Annotated in this window: 17 protein-coding genes and 1 pseudogene; 4 read left to right on the top strand and 14 right to left on the bottom strand. The window is 60.8% G+C overall.

The annotated features are described in order from the left end of the window. Window positions 1-72: 72 nt before the first annotated feature. Window positions 73-279 (bottom strand): DUF2842 domain-containing protein, encoded by a 207-nt coding sequence (locus IEX27_RS00235; protein ID WP_188718931.1) that lies wholly within the window; start codon window positions 277-279, stop codon window positions 73-75. Window positions 280-510: 231 nt separating this feature from the next. Between IEX27_RS00235 and IEX27_RS00240 the strand changes: the two genes are divergently transcribed. Then, entirely contained in the window at window positions 511-1,581 is a 1,071-nt protein-coding gene (locus tag IEX27_RS00240) for a COX15/CtaA family protein (RefSeq protein ID WP_188718932.1), read from the top strand. A 62-nt stretch (window positions 1,582-1,643) separates the two neighbouring features. Here the strand turns inward: IEX27_RS00240 and IEX27_RS00245 are convergent, their stop codons facing one another. The 8 genes from IEX27_RS00245 to IEX27_RS00280 all read right to left on the bottom strand — a co-directional run bounded on the left by IEX27_RS00245 (window position 1,644) and on the right by IEX27_RS00280 (window position 8,400). Continuing rightward, entirely contained in the window at window positions 1,644-2,231 is a 588-nt protein-coding gene (locus tag IEX27_RS00245; RefSeq protein ID WP_188718933.1) for an IMPACT family protein, read from the bottom strand. Window positions 2,232-2,249: 18 nt separating this feature from the next. After that, window positions 2,250-3,164, bottom strand: coding sequence for a lipid A biosynthesis lauroyl acyltransferase (locus IEX27_RS00250; RefSeq protein ID WP_188718934.1), 915 nt, complete (start codon window positions 3,162-3,164; stop codon window positions 2,250-2,252). Between the two features lie 9 nt (window positions 3,165-3,173). Next, a complete protein-coding gene (locus IEX27_RS00255; protein WP_188718935.1) occupies window positions 3,174-4,205 on the bottom strand; it encodes a zinc-binding dehydrogenase in 1,032 nt (343 codons plus the stop codon). Between the two features lie 107 nt (window positions 4,206-4,312). After that, window positions 4,313-5,587, bottom strand: coding sequence for a beta-ketoacyl-ACP synthase (locus IEX27_RS00260; protein ID WP_188718936.1), 1,275 nt, complete (start codon window positions 5,585-5,587; stop codon window positions 4,313-4,315). Between the two features lie 106 nt (window positions 5,588-5,693). After that, window positions 5,694-6,878 carry a beta-ketoacyl-ACP synthase gene (locus IEX27_RS00265; protein ID WP_188718937.1) on the bottom strand — a complete coding sequence of 395 codons (1,185 nt, stop codon included), beginning with the start codon at window positions 6,876-6,878 and terminating at the stop codon, window positions 5,694-5,696. A 24-nt stretch (window positions 6,879-6,902) separates the two neighbouring features. Next, a complete protein-coding gene (locus tag IEX27_RS00270) occupies window positions 6,903-7,184 on the bottom strand; it encodes an acyl carrier protein (protein ID WP_188718938.1) in 282 nt (93 codons plus the stop codon). A gap of 145 nt (window positions 7,185-7,329) precedes the next feature. Next, the gene (locus IEX27_RS00275) at window positions 7,330-7,899 is read right to left on the bottom strand and encodes a histidine phosphatase family protein (RefSeq protein WP_188718939.1); all 570 of its coding nucleotides are present in this window, start codon (window positions 7,897-7,899) and stop codon (window positions 7,330-7,332) included. Window positions 7,900-7,947: 48 nt separating this feature from the next. Beyond that, entirely contained in the window at window positions 7,948-8,400 is a 453-nt protein-coding gene (locus IEX27_RS00280) for an Lrp/AsnC family transcriptional regulator (protein WP_188718940.1), read from the bottom strand. 135 nt (window positions 8,401-8,535) lie between these two features. Between IEX27_RS00280 and putA the strand changes: the two genes are divergently transcribed. Then, window positions 8,536-12,144 (top strand): bifunctional proline dehydrogenase/L-glutamate gamma-semialdehyde dehydrogenase PutA, encoded by a 3,609-nt coding sequence (putA, locus tag IEX27_RS00285; protein ID WP_188718941.1) that lies wholly within the window; start codon window positions 8,536-8,538, stop codon window positions 12,142-12,144. Window positions 12,145-12,227: 83 nt separating this feature from the next. Here putA and hmuQ read toward each other — a convergent pair whose 3' ends face one another. Together hmuQ and rirA are read right to left on the bottom strand one after the other, a co-directional pair. Further along, window positions 12,228-12,542 carry a heme-degrading protein HmuQ gene (gene hmuQ, locus IEX27_RS00290; RefSeq protein ID WP_188718942.1) on the bottom strand — a complete coding sequence of 105 codons (315 nt, stop codon included), beginning with the start codon at window positions 12,540-12,542 and terminating at the stop codon, window positions 12,228-12,230. A 48-nt stretch (window positions 12,543-12,590) separates the two neighbouring features. Continuing rightward, a complete protein-coding gene (gene rirA, locus IEX27_RS00295; RefSeq protein ID WP_188718943.1) occupies window positions 12,591-13,049 on the bottom strand; it encodes an iron-responsive transcriptional regulator RirA in 459 nt (152 codons plus the stop codon). A gap of 222 nt (window positions 13,050-13,271) precedes the next feature. On the opposite strand from rirA, the gene IEX27_RS00300 reads away from it, so the two are divergent. Further along, on the top strand, window positions 13,272-13,826 hold the full coding sequence (locus IEX27_RS00300; RefSeq protein WP_188718944.1) for a GNAT family N-acetyltransferase: 555 nt from the start codon (window positions 13,272-13,274) through the stop codon (window positions 13,824-13,826). A 207-nt stretch (window positions 13,827-14,033) separates the two neighbouring features. Next, window positions 14,034-14,612: a sigma-70 family RNA polymerase sigma factor gene (locus IEX27_RS00305; RefSeq protein WP_188718945.1), complete on the top strand. Its 579-nt coding sequence runs from the start codon at window positions 14,034-14,036 to the stop codon at window positions 14,610-14,612. A 439-nt stretch (window positions 14,613-15,051) separates the two neighbouring features. Here IEX27_RS00305 and IEX27_RS00310 read toward each other — a convergent pair. The 3 genes and pseudogenes from IEX27_RS00310 to IEX27_RS00320 all read right to left on the bottom strand — a co-directional run. Next, a pseudogene (locus IEX27_RS00310) lies at window positions 15,052-15,216 on the bottom strand (JAB domain-containing protein); the annotation flags it as partial. Window positions 15,217-15,319: 103 nt separating this feature from the next. Beyond that, entirely contained in the window at window positions 15,320-15,550 is a 231-nt protein-coding gene (locus IEX27_RS00315) for a helix-turn-helix transcriptional regulator (RefSeq protein WP_188718946.1), read from the bottom strand. A 228-nt stretch (window positions 15,551-15,778) separates the two neighbouring features. After that, a complete protein-coding gene (locus tag IEX27_RS00320; protein ID WP_210315482.1) occupies window positions 15,779-16,846 on the bottom strand; it encodes a GlxA family transcriptional regulator in 1,068 nt (355 codons plus the stop codon). Window positions 16,847-16,853: the final 7 nt, after the last annotated feature.

Below are 16,853 nucleotides of genomic sequence, written 5' to 3' on the forward strand. Positions count from 1 at the left end.
CCCCCGACCGAAGGAATACTGCCTGATCGGGCGATGATAGAGGCTCGCCTCGGCAGTGTCACCTGTATGGACTTAACGAGGCTTGCGCTCAGCCCAGCGGATCAGGAACATTGCGGGCACCACCCAGAGCACGCCGCCGACCAGATAATAGAGCAGGTGAACCCATGGGCTCTTGTCAGCCAGCTGCGAAACAGCAAGAGCGGTCGAGACGATCGCGTAGATGGCGACGAGAAGCACCAGTACGACGGTCGCAATGAGTTTCTTGTATCTTGGGTTCATGTCATTCTCCGCGAGAGAGCTTTAGCCCGAAACGCAAGCCGCGTCATTCCTTAATCTTTCGTGAAGACGCGACCCCATGTCGCCGCCCGATGACTTGCAAGGCGGGCGGGTTTGCGTCACCTACAGGCTGGCCCATTCTCCAGGACGGAAGCAGGGCACAAGTGTTAAGCCTGCATATGGAACCCGGAAAGTTCCGGATCCTCGAGGTGATGCAGAGCGGATTGATAGATCATGAGCACAATGACCAGTTTCCAATCTCCCGCCATACCCGCAAACGTAGCCGAAAACCGCCGTTGGGTCCGCATCTGGCTCTACGTCGTCGTTGCGACGCTCTTTGCGCTGGTGCTGGTTGGCGGAGCGACGAGACTTACGGAATCCGGACTGTCGATCACCGAATGGAAGCCGATCCACGGTGTGATCCCGCCGATTGGTGAAGCCGAGTGGCAGGAGGAATTCGCCAAGTACCAGCAGATCCCGCAATATCACGAGATCAACAAGGGCATGTCCCTTGACGAGTTCAAGGTGATCTTCTGGTGGGAGTGGGCGCATCGCCTGCTGGCGCGTGGCGTTGGCGTCATCTTTGCGCTGCCGATGATCTTCTTCTGGGCGACGGGACGGCTCGAATCCGCCACCAAGCCGAAGGTGCTTGGCCTCTTCTTCCTGGGTGGCATGCAGGGCGCGTTGGGTTGGTGGATGGTTGCCTCCGGCCTTTCAGAACGTACGGACGTGAGCCAGTACCGCCTTGCCGCACACCTGACGCTCGCCTGCATCATCTTCACAGCAGTCATGGTCGTCGCACGTGGACATGCTCCACACCATGAGCGGCCCGCCGGAACACTGACCCGCCGCCTTGCCGGCTGGATGGTTGTCGCCGTGCTGGTGCAGATCTATCTGGGCGGTCTCGTAGCCGGCCTCAACGCGGGCCTTACCTACAACACCTGGCCGCTGATGGACGGAGCGCTCATTCCGGGCGGACTGTTCTCGCAGGCGCCCGCTTGGGTAAATTTCTTCGAGAATCCGAAGACGGTCCAGTTCGTGCACCGCATTGGTGCCTATACGGTGCTGGCGCTGGCGATCTGGCAGGTGGTTGCGGCCTTCCGCAATGAAGCGGGAACGACCCACGCGCGCCGCGCGGTTGTCTTCCTGGGGCTGGTTCTCGTACAGGCCGCCATCGGCATCACGACGCTGCTGCTGGTCGTGCCGATCGACTGGGCGCTGGTGCATCAGGGCGTTGCTCTGGTTGTGCTCGCCTTTGCGGCTGCGCATTGGCGCGGCACCAGGGGAGCCTATCCCGTCAGCTGACATCCCGACTGAAGCCAGCGACTATTCCGACGCCGTCCGCAGGGGCGGCGTTTTTGTTTGGCTCACTCGTCGAACTTGATGGCGCGCTTGCCGCGCGTGATGTCGGTCACGAGCTGGGCGAGCCTGTCTCTCGCCTCCACCGGCATCATGCCGCTCATTGCAACATGATCTGCCAGGAACTCTTCGCGTGTGAGAGACAGGTTCTCCACGGCGCTGAGCCGCGCCTTCAGCAATGCGTGGTCGGAGAAATCGCAATCGAGCGAGAACCCGATGAGGTCGAAGACCTCGGTCTTTTCCGCCTCACGCAGGCAGCTTGCCGCTGTCCCACCATAGGCCCGGATCAGACCGCCGCTGCCCAGCAGGATGCCGCCGAACCACCGGATCACCAGAACCACCACATTGTCGATCTGCTGACCGTCGATCGCCTGCAGAATTGGCTTGCCGGCCGTCCCCGAAGGCTCGCCATCATCGTTGAACCGGTAGTTTTGCCCCATGCGCCATGCCCAGCAATTGTGGTTGGCAGTGGGGTCGGAGTGTTCGCGCAGGAAGTCCTTCGCCGCCTGTTCGGTCGAGACGGGCGCGGCTATTGCCACAAAACGACTTTTCTTGATGTCCTGGCTGAAGGTCTCGACGCGGCTGATCGTGAACATGGAGCTCTTCTGCCGCGGTCAACCCCAGCGCCGATGAAACCACATCCACTGGCCGGGATTTTTTCTGACCCACTGTTCGGTGATGTCGTTCAGCTGCTGCGCCATGCGCGGCACATCGACTGAGCCGTTCTCGTCGCGCGGCAGCACCAGCTTGTCACCAATTTCCAGCTTGTAGCGGCCGCCGGGGAGGCGAATGCAGTGCGCCGGATAGACGTCGCACTCGTACTGCCGGGTGAGCTTGGGGATGAGCGGACTGGTCAGGCACTCCCGTCCGAAGAAGGTCGTGCGCACACCATTGCGGAACTTCTGGTCCACCAGCGCGCCGACATTGCCGCCATCATCGAGAATGCGGGCAAGCTGTAGCGCTGCACCGGCGCGTGACGGCACGAGGCCGCCCATGACCGACTTGCGCGTCTCGTTGATGTAGTCGGCGATGTACGGGTTGTTCGGCGCGCGGAAGAGCACATGCACGTCGAGGCCGAACGTGGCGGCTGCGACCGGCAGGAACTCGAAATTGCCGATGTGTCCGGTGAAGAAGATGTGCGGGCGCTGCTCTTCCCTGATGCGCAGGAACGTCTCGATGCCGTCGACCTCAACGCGTCCTTCATCCGGGCGCTCAGGATCGAAGTCGAAGAGCTTGTCGATAAAGACGTATTCGACTGCAAGCCGCGCCATGTTGCCCCACATGTCGAGGGCGATCTCTTCGATCTCGGCAGGAGACTTTTCCGGATAGGCGCGACGCAGGTTGTCGACCGCAAGCTTGTGGCGGCTGACGCGGGGACCGATTGTTCGCGCTACTTTCTCAGCAAAGCCGAGAGCCTTGTCCGCCGGGAGGCGGCGCAGCAGCGACAGCGCGGCCAGCGATACCTGCGCCGTCAGCCAGTGTTCAGCCTTCTTAAGGAAATGGCCCAGCTTGCGGGACATACGAGCCATTGGCGGACGTTACTGCTCCAGCTTGAGGATGATCTTGCCGAAGACGTCGCGGCTTTCCATGCGCTTCAGCGCAGGCTCCAGGTCATCAAAGCCGACGATCGTGTCGATGACGGGATGCACGATGCCGCTAGCCATCTTCTGCATGGCGTCGGCCATGTTCTCCATGCGGCAGCCGAACGAGCCCATGAGCTTCAGCTGCTGCTGGAAGAGTTGCATCAGGTTGATTTCTGTCGAAACGCCAGACGTCGAACCACAGGTGACGAGCCGCCCGCCGCGCTTCAGGCACAGCATGGAACCGGCAAACGTGTCTTTGCCGACATGCTCGAAAACGACGTCGACACCGCGCTTTTTGGTAATCTTGCGAACGACGCCCTCAAAGCGGTCCTTGCGGTAGTTGATGACATGATCGGCACCCAGCGCCTTCGCGCGCTCGGCCTTGTCGTCGGAGCCGACGGTGGTGATGACCGTGCAGCCCATGCGCTTGGCAAGCTGGATGGCTGCCGTGCCGATGCCGGACCCGCCTGCGTGCACCAGGATCGTCTCGCCCGGCTGCAGCTTGGCATTGTCGAACAGCATGTGCTCGACCGTGCCGAAAGTAACTGGCGCAACCGCTGCACCAATAGCGTCCACGCCGGGAGGTGCAGGCACCAGCAGGCGGGCAGGGAGGTTCACCTTCTCCTGCGAAAAACCGTCGAGGTGGAAGCCATGGACGCCACCGACATGCTCGCAGAGATTGTCGCGACCCTCACGGCAATGGCGGCAGAGGCCGCAGGTGCGCGCACCATAGATCGACACGAGCTGGCCGGGGAGCAGGTTTGAAACCCCGGGGCCAACCGACTCGACATAGCCGGATGCTTCAGCACCGACGACCAGCGGCATCTTGCGCTTGGCGAAAGCCATGCCGCGCCAGCCCCACACGTCGATGTGGTTGAGTGCAACGGCCGCGATCCGCAACGTCACTTCACCCTGACCGGGAGCCGGGGGAGGCGGAAGATCAACAACTTCGAGCTTGCGATCGGCGACCAGTTGCAAGGCGCGCATGGGAACTCCGTATTCTGGCTGGAGCGGAAAACGTCACGGCGTCCGGTCCAGATCAATGTGTGGCGCGTTCAAGGGCGCGCCCGGTCGTGAACTGCTTAGAGCGCGAGTTAACGCGCTTCGCGCGCCATGACAAGGCAGGTGTTCTGCCCGCCGAAGCCGAAGGAGTTGGAAAGGACGACCTTTACATCCGCCTCACGCTTCACGTTCGGCACCACGTCGAGCTCGATCGCGGGATCTGGGATCTCGTAATTGATGGTCGGCGGGATGACGCCCTCGCGCATCGTGAGGAACGATACAACGGCCTCGATCGCGCCAGCGGCGGACAGCGTGTGGCCGATCATCGACTTGTTGGAGGAGACCGGAATGTTGCGGATGCGCTCGCCGAAGACGGTCGAAAGCGACAGATGCTCCATCTTGTCGTTCTCGGGCGTGGAGGTGCCGTGCGCGTTGACGTAGTCCACCTCTTCCACGGAAATGCCTGCATCGGCAATCGCGGCGCGGACAGCGCCAATCGCCGGCGAGCCGTCCGGCTTCGAACGGGTACGGTGGAAATCGTCAGCCTTTTCACCGCAGCCGAGCATGATGCCGAGCACGTCGGCGCCACGCGCAAGGGCGGCCTCCAGCGGCTCCAGCACAAGTGCAGCCGCACCTTCGGCCAGCACGAAGCCGCTGCGATCTTTCGAGAACGGCTTCGATGCCTTCTCGGGAACTTCGTTCTGCGTCGTAAGCGCCGACAATAGCGAGAAGCGGATCAGCGCTTCGGCGGTTGCCGAACCGTCGGAGCCGATGGCGAGCGCGCGCTCGCATTCGCCGCGGCGGATGGCTTCGACACCGAGCTGGATCGCGGTCGCACCCGAAGCGCAGGCCGTCGAAAGCGTGATCGGCATGCCGCGCGTGCCGTACTTGTCGGAGAGACGGTCGGCGATGGTTGCGAACTGGCACTCATCGAAGCGCTCGCGCTCGTTGGCGTCGCGCGCTGCATCGAGCAGGCTGCGCCATCCGCGCTCGCGGTCAGACTGGGCGAACAGGCGAAGCCTGTGGTGCCAGTCGAGCTCGACCGGAGGAGCGGCCAGGAAGAGCGGTCCGCCGAAATCGGTGACCGAGAAGCCGGACTCGGCGATTGCCTCTTCGGCTGCGAGGTCCGCCAATGCGTAGGTGAGGGCGCTTGCGCCCTGGCTGCTCTGCGGCAGGAAGTCCACCGTTCCGGCAATGGTCGCTGCAAGATGGTCGGTCGGGAAACGGGTGATCCGGTGGATGCCCGAGCGTCCGCTGGTGAGCGCCGCCCAGTTGTCCTTCTTGCCCTGGCCCAACGACGTGACAAGGCCCATGCCGGTGACTGCGACCAGCGGTCTGCCGAAGCTGTCGGTTGTCTTCACGGCCATTTCTTCCTTCCTTACCGCATCGCCCCGGAGCGAATTCCGCTGCCTTTGAGGGGCAGGATGCGCCGCTTCAATAGTGTTGCGCTGCCCGCAAGTCCGAGCGAGTGCTTCAAGCCTTGGTGATGAGCCCTACGCCCTCAAAGCAGCTGTAGCCCACCGCTGTTGCCACGACCGCCTCTGGCGCCTGTTCGAGCGGACGCTCGTTTGCCGCATCAAAGGCGGGATAGGACTGACCATTGTGGATCGCCAGCGCTGCAAGCGCCACGGCGAAGGGGAACTGCGCTTCCTTGAGGTGACCGGTGAGCGACCCAAAGCCACGGACGGCCAGGTTCTCATTGGCTTCAAGCACGGTCTTTTCGACGGTCGTCGGCATCTGCGCGCCGGAAGCGCCGCTGATGGCGAGCGTCGGCTCCGAAACGTCGAGCTTGGCCAGCATCTGGCCGAGCGTTTCGCGCAGGCTGTCTTCACGACGGCGGCTGCGATCCGAAACGATCTTCGAAATGGTAGCATAAGCCTTGCGGCCGCGCTTTTCCGCATGCTCGCGCGATTCCAGCACCAGGAAAGCTGCGCCCGATCCGGTGATGACACCGCCGCCCTGCTTGCCCTGGCGATCCCAGACGGAGGACCATCCGTCGCGCTGCAGATAGCCGCCAAGCTCGTATGCAAGCAGCATGTCCGGATGCTCGGTCTGGAAGGCAGCACCTACCAGTACATGGCTCGACTGGCCGGAGCGGATGCGCGCAGCGGCGGTCTCGATGGCCGCGATGCCTGCACCTTCCTCGCCCATGAACGTGCGGGAGGAGCCAGTGACTTTGTGGACGATGGAGATGTTGCCTGCGAGCAGGTTCGAAAGCTGCGCGAGGAACAGCGTCGGCCGCAGCTCGGTTGTCAGCTTCTCGTTGAGCAGAATGCCGTGATCTTCGCGGGAGAGGGAAGCGTCCAGGATGGCCTGGTCGACATCGACATCACGCTCGCCACCGCCAGCGGCGACAATCATGTCCATCGATGTGCAGAGCGCTTCGTCTTCCTTGATGCCTGCGTCCTGCAACGCAAGACCGGCCGTATAGGTGCCGAGCCGCTGCCACGTTTCCATCTGGCGCTGGTCACCGCGCTTTGGGATCTGCTGGCTCCAGTCGATTTCCGGCAGCGGGTGCACGGTGAATGGCGAGAAGCGCTCGCTATCGACCACAGGCTTTGGCTCAGGCGCAGTGAGCGCCTGCCAGTGCACATCGGCACCGAGGCCTAGCGAGGAGACGATACCGATGCCGGTGATGACAACGTCGTTAGGGCTCATATCCCCTCGCAATCCTGTACTTGCTTAGGCAGCCTTGGCGGCTACGAGTTCGTCGATCTTGGCGCAGAGGTTCTTCATGACGAAGTATTCCTCGGTGCCGACCTTGCCCTCGTTCACTTCCTGGGTCCACTTTTCGAGCGGGACCTTGATGCCGAATTCCTTGTCAATCGCGAATACGATATCCAGGAAGTCCAGGCTGTCGATGCCGAGATCGTCAATGGTGTGGCTCTCAGGCGTAATCTTCTCGCGATCGATCTCGCTGGTCTCAGCGATGATGTCGGCGACCCTGTCAAATGTGCTCGTCACTGCAGTATCTCACTTGGATTCGTTAGAGGCGTGTCTAATCGCTTTTTCTGGTCAGGAAAAGGGCCGTGGCCTAAACATCTTGAAATCTGCCGTCAAATAACGGGAGATTGACGGCCGCTGAAGGCCGGCCCCAGATCCCTTTGATCTAGTTAAAGGTTATGCGTGCCGCAATGGTAAGCTTATTGTCTGCGGGCATAACGACGATGGCTTCACCGGGTCTCGGCGTTACACCCGTAAGCGCTGCGATATTGGAGGGATGCGACACCATGATCAGGTTACCGGACCCGCCATACTCCTGAATACGGCTAATCGTGGCCTCGATCTGATGCGCCTGCAGTTCCTCGTCCGCCGAAAGTTCGTTCAAGGGTTCGAACACTTCAATCTTGCTGTCGCGGAAGGCGATGGAAGCGGTTTCCTGAGCGCGGCAATGCTTGCTGGTGAGAACCAGTTCGACGGGAGCCGAGCGCGCGTAGAAGAGTGCGCCCATCTTGCCCGCCTGCTGGCGTCCCCGATCGGACAGCGTCTGCTGCGTCCGGCAGTTCTCGATGTCTTCCGACGCATGTCGCCCGGTCGCCAGCGAATAGGCTTCGTTCACGAGGACAACCTGTCCGCCCTCCCGCAGCAACGCCCATCCGGCCTCCGTGGCCATCGCAGGGACCGGAAGGAAGAGCAGGATCGCCAGGGCCGCGTGCAGTAGTCCAGATCTGTATTTCATCAGAACTGATATAGGGGGGAACAGAATGAAGTTACAGTGAGAAAAGATCTAGCGGTCCTTCACCGTCTCCATGGCAACGAATGTGGACGTGTGGGAGACGTGGGGCAGGCTGGAAATCTTTTCGCCGAGCACGCGGCGGTAGGACTGTATGTCCTTCGTACGCACCTTGAGAAGATAGTCGAAGCTCGCCGCGATCATGTGGCACTCCTCGATTTCCGGATGCTTCAAAACTTCGCGATTGAACGCGTCGAGTGCGGCGGACCGCGTATCCGACAGCGTCACCTGCACGAAGGCGACATGGCCTTCGCCCATCCGCTCATGGTCAATGATAGCCATATAGCCGCGAATGTAGCCTTCGCTTTCCAGCCGCTTCACCCGCGCCTGCACCGGCGTCTTGGTGAGTCCAACGCGTTGGGCGAGTTCAGCCGTGGAGAGCCTGCCGTTCTGCGACAGGGCGTGAAGGATGCTGCGGTCGAAACGGTCCAGTTGGCCTGCTGTCATGGATTCTGTAGATCATATCAAAGAGTTTACTGCGATATTATAGTTCATTCGGTCTTCATTGCATCATATTTCAGACCGATCTTGATCTTCGTGCCGTGCTAATCAGGTAAGTACGTATCCACCGATGAGGTCAAGATGACGGGCCCAGACCTGAATGCTCTCCGCAGATCCATCCGCGACAACTATCTGGTTGATGAGGCAGCCGCGCTTGAGCGCCTGCGCTCTGTGGCGAGCTTGACGGACGAGCGCCGTCACTCGATCTCCGCCCATGCTGCTGAACTCGTCCGCGCCGTTCGCACATCGGGTGGGCGCTACCTGATGGAGTCCTTCCTCGCCGAATATGGCCTTTCCACGCAGGAAGGTGTGGCGCTGATGTGCCTGGCGGAAGCTCTCCTGCGGGTGCCCGATGAGGAGACCGTAGACGAACTGATCCGCGACAAGATCGCACCGCACGACTGGTCTGCCCATTCGGGAGGTTCGGCCTCGATCTTCGTCAATGCTTCTACCTGGGCGCTGGCGCTGACCGGCCGCGTGCTGGAGGAGGAGGGGACTGGCATCGCTTCGACGCTCCGTTCCATGGTGCGCCGCCTTGGCGAGCCCGTGATCCGCACGGCTGTCTCTGCTGCCATGCGCGAGATGGGCGAGCAGTTCGTGCTCGGCCGCAACATAGCGGAAGCGGTAAAGAACGGCCGCTCGATGACGCGCAACGGCTACACCTATTCCTACGACATGCTGGGCGAGGCGGCGCGGACCCACGCCGACGCTCTTCGCTACTTCGCTGCCTACAAGGACGCGATCATTTCGCTCGCCTCCGAAGCGAAAAGCGACGACATCCGCCTGAACCCCGGCATCTCGGTGAAGCTCTCGGCCATCCATCCGCGCTACGAGGTGGCACAGAAGGAGGCCATGCTGCCTTGCATGTGCGAGCGCCTTCTGGAGTTGGCGCAGCTCGCCAAGAACGCACGCATGGGCCTCAACATTGATGCCGAGGAAGCTGATCGCCTGGACCTCTCGCTCGACGTGATCGAACGCGTTCTGGTCGATCCGTCGCTCGCCGGCTGGGATGGCTTTGGCGTTGTCGTGCAGGCCTATGGTCGACGTGCGCCCTTCGTCATTGACTGGTTGCACGCGCTCGCCGAGAAGCTGAACCGGAAGATCATGGTGCGGCTGGTCAAGGGCGCCTATTGGGATACGGAGATCAAGCGCGCGCAGGTGCTGGGGCTGGATGACTACCCCGTCTACACCCGCAAGGTGAACACCGACGTCTCTTACATAGCCTGTGCCCGCAAGCTGCTCTCGAAGACGGACCGGATCTATCCGCAGTTCGCCACCCATAACGCCCACACGGTTGCGGCCATCCTTTCGCTTGCCGGCGATGACCGCTCAAAATTCGAGTTCCAGCGCCTGCATGGCATGGGCGAGGCGCTGCACGACATCGTTCACCGCCGCAATGGGACGCGCTGCCGGATCTACGCGCCTGTTGGTGCACATGAGGACCTGCTCGCCTATCTCGTCCGCCGCCTGCTGGAGAATGGCGCGAACTCCTCGTTCGTCCACCAGATTCTGGATGACAACGTCAGCCCCGAGGAAATCGCAAGCGACCCGTTCGACGTCGCCTTCAGCGGCCAGCCGATCGTCAATCCGGCCATTCCCCGGCCTGCCGAAATCTTCGCGCCGCAGCGAAGCAATTCCAAAGGCTGGGACCTGACTGATCTTGACACGTTGGCCGGGATAGATCGCATCCGTGCTCCCTTTGCTGCCCCTCACCAGTGGCGTCTGGAGCCGGTGACCGCGGCGAAGGCGAGGGGTGAAACCCGTACCGTGCGCAATCCCGCACGCATGGATGAAATTGTCGGCGAGGTTGTCGATGCGAATGCCGAGACGGTAGCTGAGGCCGTTAAGATCGCTGCGGCGGCGCAGCCCGCCTGGGCCGCCGTCTCGGTCTCGCGGCGTGCCGAAATTCTACGCAAGATTGCTGAGCTTTATGAAGCAAATGCTGGCGAGTTCTTCGCGCTGGCGGCGCGCGAGGCCGGAAAGTCGCTGCCGGACTGCATCGCAGAACTGCGTGAAGCGGTCGATTTCCTCTACTACTATTCCGGTGAGGCGTCGAAGGCCGAGACCGGTACGGAAGCGCGTGGCGTCATCGCCTGCATCTCGCCCTGGAATTTCCCGTTGGCAATCTTTACTGGCCAGATCGCAGCCGCCCTCATGACCGGCAACGCCGTCGTCGCCAAGCCCGCCGAGCAGACGAGCCTGATTGCCATCCGCGCCGTGCAGCTGATGCACGAGGCAGGCGTTCCGCAGGATGTTCTTCACCTGCTGCCGGGTGACGGCCCATCCGTGGGTGGCCCGCTGACCGCGCATCCGCAGATCGCTGGCGTCTGCTTCACCGGATCGACCGAAGTTGCGCGCATCATCGAGCGCCAGCTGGCCGAAACTGCACGTCCTGATGCAATGCTGATCGCCGAGACAGGCGGCCTCAACGCCATGATCGTCGATTCCACCGCGCTTCCCGAACAGGCAGTGCGCGACATCGTCGCCTCAGCCTTCCAGAGCGCAGGCCAGCGCTGCTCGACGCTCCGCATCCTCTATGTCCAGAAGGACGTCGAGGCGAAGGTCGTGAAGATGCTGAAGGGCGCGATGGATGCCCTTTCAATGGGGGACCCCTGGGAACTTGCGACTGACATCGGTCCCGTAATCGATCAGGACGCGCACCGCGATATCTCACAATATTGCGCCGAGATGGCGGGCAAAGGCCGCCTGATCGCTCAGATCGAAGCACCGAAAGGCGGTCTCTTCATTCCGCCCACGGCCGTGTCAGTCTCTGGTATCGAGGAGATGGAGCGCGAAGTATTCGGGCCAGTGCTCCATGTTGCGACCTTCGAGCCGGAGAATCTTGGCAAGGTCATTTCGACAATCAACGCAAAAGATTACGGCCTCACCTTCGGGCTTCACACGCGCGTCGATGCGCGGGTGCAGGACATCGTCGACGAGATCGAGGCAGGCAACATTTACATCAACCGCAATCAGATCGGCGCGGTGGTGGGCTCCCACCCGTTCGGGGGACAGAGGCTTTCTGGCACTGGCCCCAAGGCAGGCGGACCCCTCTATCTCCGTCGCTTCCGTTGCTCTACGGCCAAAGCCTCAGCGCAGCCTGTTGGCGCAGCATTGTCGGTGCAGAACAAGCTCGCTTCATTCTCAAGCGACTGGGCCGTGCGTCCCGATCGCATCGCCATCCTGCGCAGGCTGCTGCGCGGCAGGTTCGCCGATCAGCTGGCGAAAGCGGCTGCACTCGACCATGGCCCGGTTGATCTCCCGGGCCCGACAGGCGAGTCGAACACCTATGAGCTGACGCCGAAAGGCTCCGTTCTTTGCCTCGGCGCTGGCAGCGACGCGCTGGTTGATCAGGTGATCTCGGCGCTGGCCGCAGGCAACAGCGTCACGGCTGTAGGTGAGGGGGCTCAGAAACTTCTCCAGCCGCTAGTGAAAGCCGACATCCCACTCTTTGTACTGGATGGATCGATCGATCCTGTGGCTCTGGAAACACTAGACGTTGATCTCGTCGCAGCGACGGGTGACGAGCGCTGGCTCAGGTCGCTGCGCCGAGCGCTGGCCCGCAGGACTGGTCCGATCATCCCGCTCGTGACCGAGCTTTCCTATCCGGCTGCCTATGTGCACGAGCGGGCTATCTGCGTCGACACGACGGCTGCAGGCGGGAACGCAAGCTTGCTCGCCTCCGCCTGAAAAGAAAAAGCACCGGGCGCGATCTGCATCCGGTGCTTCCATCTAGAAAAGAGATCAGCTCACGGTCTAGAAAAGAGATCAGTTCAGTCGCCGATGACGGTCGCGTAACCTTCAAAAACGGGTGGGCCCTTGTAGAGCACCTTGCTTTGCCCCGCGTTTTTGTGGGCGTGGCGGAAGCTTTCCGAACGCGTCCAGGCGATGAAATGCTCTTCGCTCTCCCACATGGAGTGTGAGATGTAGGCTGTGTATCCCTCCGCCTCGTTGGTCGCGCCGCGCAAAAGGCGGAATTGAACGAAGCCGGGGTTTTCGTGAAGGCGGGAATCCCGGTTCTTCCAGACGGTTTCAAACTCGTCCTCGGAACCTGCAACGACCTTGAAGCGGTTCATTGCAAAGTACATGCGCGTCTCCCTTGGGAAATTGGTCTAAGTTGATCTGACTGCTCGGGCCTAAACCGCCAGCGCGACGTCAGGCAGATCAATTCCCAGCAGGCTCCGCGTATTGGGCTGAGATTGGACAAGATCCTCGATCGAGTAGCCGGCCAGAACCTCGAAGAACGCTCCCAGCGCCTTGCGCAGGGCTTCGTTCAGGCTGCACTCGTTGACGAGTGGGCAGTCGGTGCCGCCACCCTCGAAACACTCGGCCATCGTAAAATTCTCTTCCGTGACGCGAACGACGTCGAAGAGTGTGATCTCTGACGCGGGCTTGGCCAGGCGAATGCCGCCGTTGCGGCCGCGCACGGTCTCCACGAAGCCCGCCTGAACGAGCGGCTGCAGGATCTTGAAGAGAAAGAGGTCGGAAAGTGCGTATGCTTCGGCGATGGCCGGGATACGGCTCAACTTCCCATCATTCGCCGCGCAATACATAAGAATGCGGATGGCGTAATTGGTTTGACGGGTGAGTCTCATGAAATCCTCTCGGGCTTTGGTGCCGGCAATATGGACCATTCTTTAGAATAATTCCAGATGTCGGGCGATCAAATATGACCCAGGCGTTCATGTTCTCTTACAGCCATGCACCTGACGCAACGCTCTAGTGCCATCTTGCCTCTTGTTAAGTATGCTGCGCTGCACAATATACGTTACAGGCAGAAGCGGGTCTTTCACCCGCTGCCGGGAAGACGTGGAACCATGAACGAGCAATTGGCAAACAAGGAGCTATCGGGTGTGATTCGGAGGCTGCGGCCGTCCGAGTTGAAGCTTTACCGCGAGCATCTTTTGCGTCTCGACCATGAGAGCCGCCGCGACCGTTTCAACAGCGCCATTGGTGACGGGTTCCTGATCGACTATGCGCAGCGGTGCTTTGCCGAAGGCGCCACTGTTCTGGGTTATGTGGAGAACGGCCGCGTTCTTGCCGCGGCAGAGCTGCATGAGCAGCCGGAGTTTGCCGTGCCGACTGGCGAGATCGCTTTCAGCGTGGAGCGGGAGCTCCAGCATCGCGGCCTTGGCAGCGAACTCTTCCGCCGCCTTCTCGCACACGCGCTCCTGCTCGGGTATACCCAGCTGAGCGTCACGACGCACCCGCAGAATGACCGGATGAAGGCGCTGGCCCGCAAGTTCAACGCTCACCTGAGCTTCCATGATGGCGAGACCGTCGGTTGGATCAAGCTTGATGCGACCAAGTTCTCCGACGTTGAACTGAAAGACGCCCTGCTTCCCCACGCGCTGATGCAGGCGGCGGCCTAGGCCTCCATCCTGTTCCGCAGGGCAGGCCGACTGCCGTTCTGGAAACATGTTACGCAAGCCGGTGGACCGCTCCGCCGGCTTTTTGCTGTCGGCTTCCTGCGTGTGTTTCGGTTTTCTTGAGCATCATAAGTGACTTTGGGAACCACCGCCGACATGGGGCATTACTTGCGGACCAGCATATCTTTCCAATCATAAAGGGATTTCGGAATGGCACCGTCCCGTGACGTGAGAGACAGCGCGCCAAAGCCCCCAAATTCCGAGATCGTGGAGCTTATCCCCGCGCTCCGTGCGTTCGCCCGCACGTTCTACAGAGACGTCAACGATGCAGACGATCTCGTGCAGGAGACGCTGATGAAGGGTTTGGCTCACATGCATCAGTTTGAAGCCGGGACCAGTATGAAGTCCTGGCTTTTTACTATCATGCGCAACACCTTCTACACGAAGGTGAAGATCGCCAAACGCGAGGCGCCCGGAGCCGCCGACTGTGTGTCGGCCAAGCCAACCATTGGCGCCACGCAGGAGTGGTCGGCCCGAGGTCTCGAGATCCACAACGCCATCCAGGCACTGCCCGAACAGCAACGCGAGGTGATGATGCTGATTGGCGTCCTGGGCATGAGCTACGAAGAAGCCGCCGACATCTGCAACTGCGCCATGGGCACCATCAAGAGCCGGCTGAACCGTGCGAGGGTGCGGCTTTTGGCGGAACTGGGCGAGAAGTCGGTACTCTCTGCGGTGGAGCGGGTTGAAACAAGCCCCGGCGCGGATGACGGCAGCTTCTACGCCTAGTTTATAGTCATTTGTTAAGTTGCCCATCAATTGGGCATCAAAAGCTCAAATTTGCGGCTGGCGCGACGCTGAACTGCGGACGACCAGTTGGCGCTCATTTTTTATGGTCGTACCCATCAGCCGGGAACACCTGGCTTTGCACCCGTATCTTGCGGCCTCGCGACCGATTTCCCGCCTTTCAACAAACTGGCACAGCTCTTGCATTGATAGAGATGGATCCAGAGGGGACCCTGCAAGTTGCGCCAAAAAAAATCGGCGCGGGATGATTGCGGTGCCGCGTGAGCGTGTCGAGCGACATCCTTCTCGAAAAGCGAGAGCTTGACCAACTGCCGGCTGAGGGTTTGACCGCACCTCAGCCGGCAGAATTGTTTTAGAGCACTTAGAGGAGAAACCGGTTCCCGCTTTTCCGGGAACCGTTCCAGCGGGAAGCATGCTGATGTCAGATCAGCCGCAACCCTTTCATGCTCGCGTGCCCGTTCTTCCCGATGATGATGTGATCATGCACGGTGATCCCGAGCGGCTCGGCCGTAGTGATGATCAGCTTGGTCATCTCGATATCTGCGCGCGAAGGCGTTGGATCACCGGACGGATGGTTGTGGACCACGCCTGCCATTTTTGTAAGGTGTTGATAATGGTTTTTAATTTCAGGCGATCCCAGAAGTTGGGGCCGGGTATTGGGGGTGGTAGAGTTTGCGCGAGCGTGACAATCACGGCAGGTCCCCCTCGTGTTCGGCGGCCCATTTCGAAGCACGGCACTGCACTTTGTTCGCCTGATCCCAAGCGTCGAGTTCTTCTATCGGATAGAGAACCGCCTTGCCAATTTTGACAAAGGAAGGGCCAAGGCGCAAGGCGCGCCAATTGCGGAGCGTTCCAAGGGAGACCCCTCCGCGGTAACGATCTGCGACCTCTTCCGGGGTAAGGAATTTGCTTGCTGACATTTCCGCCTCCGTCGGCACTAACAAGTCGTGAGTTGAGATCGGGTGACGAGCGACGGGACTTCCATTCGATCACCAATGTAGCCGGACAAACCCGCCGCCTCACGCTTCTGCACTGGCTTGAATGCTGCAGAATTCGCTTCGGCGGAAGACACCTCAGGTCGTCGTGGGGCGAACGGATAGTGGGGGCGGCACAAAGGCGGGGTTGCGCCGTGACAACCTGTGCCTCCGTTAAGCCGAGGCCGGAATAGTCGGCTTCCGAGCATCAATGCCAAACCGATCTCTGATTGCAATCGGCGGCACGCCAAAGCGCCGGATGAAGGCGCGCCGCATTCGCTCTTCGTCGCCGAAACCGCAAAGACTTGCCAACCGCTTGATAGGCATATCGGTCTCCTCGAGTTGCCGCCGGGCCGCTTCAAGCCGCAAGTCCTCGACAAATCTCGCGGGGGTTCCCGCATGAACTTGGGAGAACCGTCGTGCGAATGTCCTTGGCGACATGCCGACGGCGTCAGCGAGACGCTCAACACTTAAATCGGCGGAGAGGTTGTCCATTATCCAGGCTGGTAAACGAGAAAGTCGGGTGTCGGCGCCTGGACTGAGCCCGAGACGGGTTTGGGCATCGAGCAGGTTGCTGAACTGGGCCTGTCCGCCCGGCCGATGCAGGAAAACGACGAGTTCCCTGGCAACGGAAAGGCTAATTTGTCTCCCGTAGTCCTCCTCAATGAGCGCCAGAGCGAGGTCGATTCCCGCCGTCATTCCTGCGGAGGTCCAAATGGTGCCGTCGCGGAGGTAGATTGGGTCCAATTCAACTGCGACTTGCGGATACATCGATTTTAGAACGTCGACCTCACACCAGTGGGTGGCGACACGCCGGCCGTTGAGAAGCCCGGCAGCAGCGAGTAAGAACGCGCCGTTACAGATGCTACAGGTGCGCCGAACGTTAGCGGCCGCCGCTCTGATCCATCGGACTAGCGGCGAGTCTGAACCGATTGCCGATGCCCCGGCGCCACCGACGACGATAAGAGTGTCCAAACTCGTCGACTCGATTGCCGTCAGTGGATCGGTGTCGAGGGCAAGACCCGAACTGCTCCGTACTAAGCCGCCCGTTTCAGACAGGAAAAGGAGCTCATAGCCGAGCTGGCTCGCGGCCAAATGACGGTTCGCAAGGCTGAACACCTCCGCCGGGCCTGACAGATTCAATCCCAATGCTTGATCGAACAGCACAAAAGCGATGGTTCGCGACAAAGCGACCTCCCGCCCGCGCAGGGGCTGTGGCAGAAAATGAGGGGTTAATGTCATATCTGCC

Origin of the sequence: Nitratireductor aestuarii (assembly GCF_014641695.1) — a bacterium.
GTDB classification, from domain to species: Bacteria; Pseudomonadota; Alphaproteobacteria; order Rhizobiales; family Rhizobiaceae; genus Chelativorans; species Chelativorans aestuarii.

Bases quoted from the DNA above. Each gene is read 5' to 3' on its own strand.
- IEX27_RS00250 (WP_188718934.1), bottom strand. From the start codon at position 3,164: ATGGCTCGTATGTCCCGCAAGCTGGGCCATTTCCTTAAGAAGGCTGAA.
- putA (WP_188718941.1), top strand. From the start codon at position 8,536: ATGACGGGCCCAGACCTGAATGCTCTCCGCAGATCCATCCGCGACAAC.
- IEX27_RS00280 (WP_188718940.1), bottom strand. From the start codon at position 8,400: ATGACAGCAGGCCAACTGGACCGTTTCGACCGCAGCATCCTTCACGCC.
- rirA (WP_188718943.1), bottom strand. From the start codon at position 13,049: ATGAGACTCACCCGTCAAACCAATTACGCCATCCGCATTCTTATGTAT.
- IEX27_RS00305 (WP_188718945.1), top strand. From the start codon at position 14,034: ATGGCACCGTCCCGTGACGTGAGAGACAGCGCGCCAAAGCCCCCAAAT.
- IEX27_RS00245 (WP_188718933.1), bottom strand. From the start codon at position 2,231: ATGTTCACGATCAGCCGCGTCGAGACCTTCAGCCAGGACATCAAGAAA.
- IEX27_RS00240 (WP_188718932.1), top strand. From the start codon at position 511: ATGAGCACAATGACCAGTTTCCAATCTCCCGCCATACCCGCAAACGTA.
- IEX27_RS00260 (WP_188718936.1), bottom strand. From the start codon at position 5,587: ATGGCCGTGAAGACAACCGACAGCTTCGGCAGACCGCTGGTCGCAGTC.
- IEX27_RS00315 (WP_188718946.1), bottom strand. From the start codon at position 15,550: ATGTCAGCAAGCAAATTCCTTACCCCGGAAGAGGTCGCAGATCGTTAC.
- IEX27_RS00275 (WP_188718939.1), bottom strand. From the start codon at position 7,899: ATGAAATACAGATCTGGACTACTGCACGCGGCCCTGGCGATCCTGCTC.
- hmuQ (WP_188718942.1), bottom strand. From the start codon at position 12,542: ATGTACTTTGCAATGAACCGCTTCAAGGTCGTTGCAGGTTCCGAGGAC.
- IEX27_RS00235 (WP_188718931.1), bottom strand. From the start codon at position 279: ATGAACCCAAGATACAAGAAACTCATTGCGACCGTCGTACTGGTGCTT.
- IEX27_RS00320 (WP_210315482.1), bottom strand. From the start codon at position 16,846: ATGACATTAACCCCTCATTTTCTGCCACAGCCCCTGCGCGGGCGGGAG.
- IEX27_RS00300 (WP_188718944.1), top strand. From the start codon at position 13,272: ATGAACGAGCAATTGGCAAACAAGGAGCTATCGGGTGTGATTCGGAGG.
- IEX27_RS00255 (WP_188718935.1), bottom strand. From the start codon at position 4,205: ATGCGCGCCTTGCAACTGGTCGCCGATCGCAAGCTCGAAGTTGTTGAT.
- IEX27_RS00265 (WP_188718937.1), bottom strand. From the start codon at position 6,878: ATGAGCCCTAACGACGTTGTCATCACCGGCATCGGTATCGTCTCCTCG.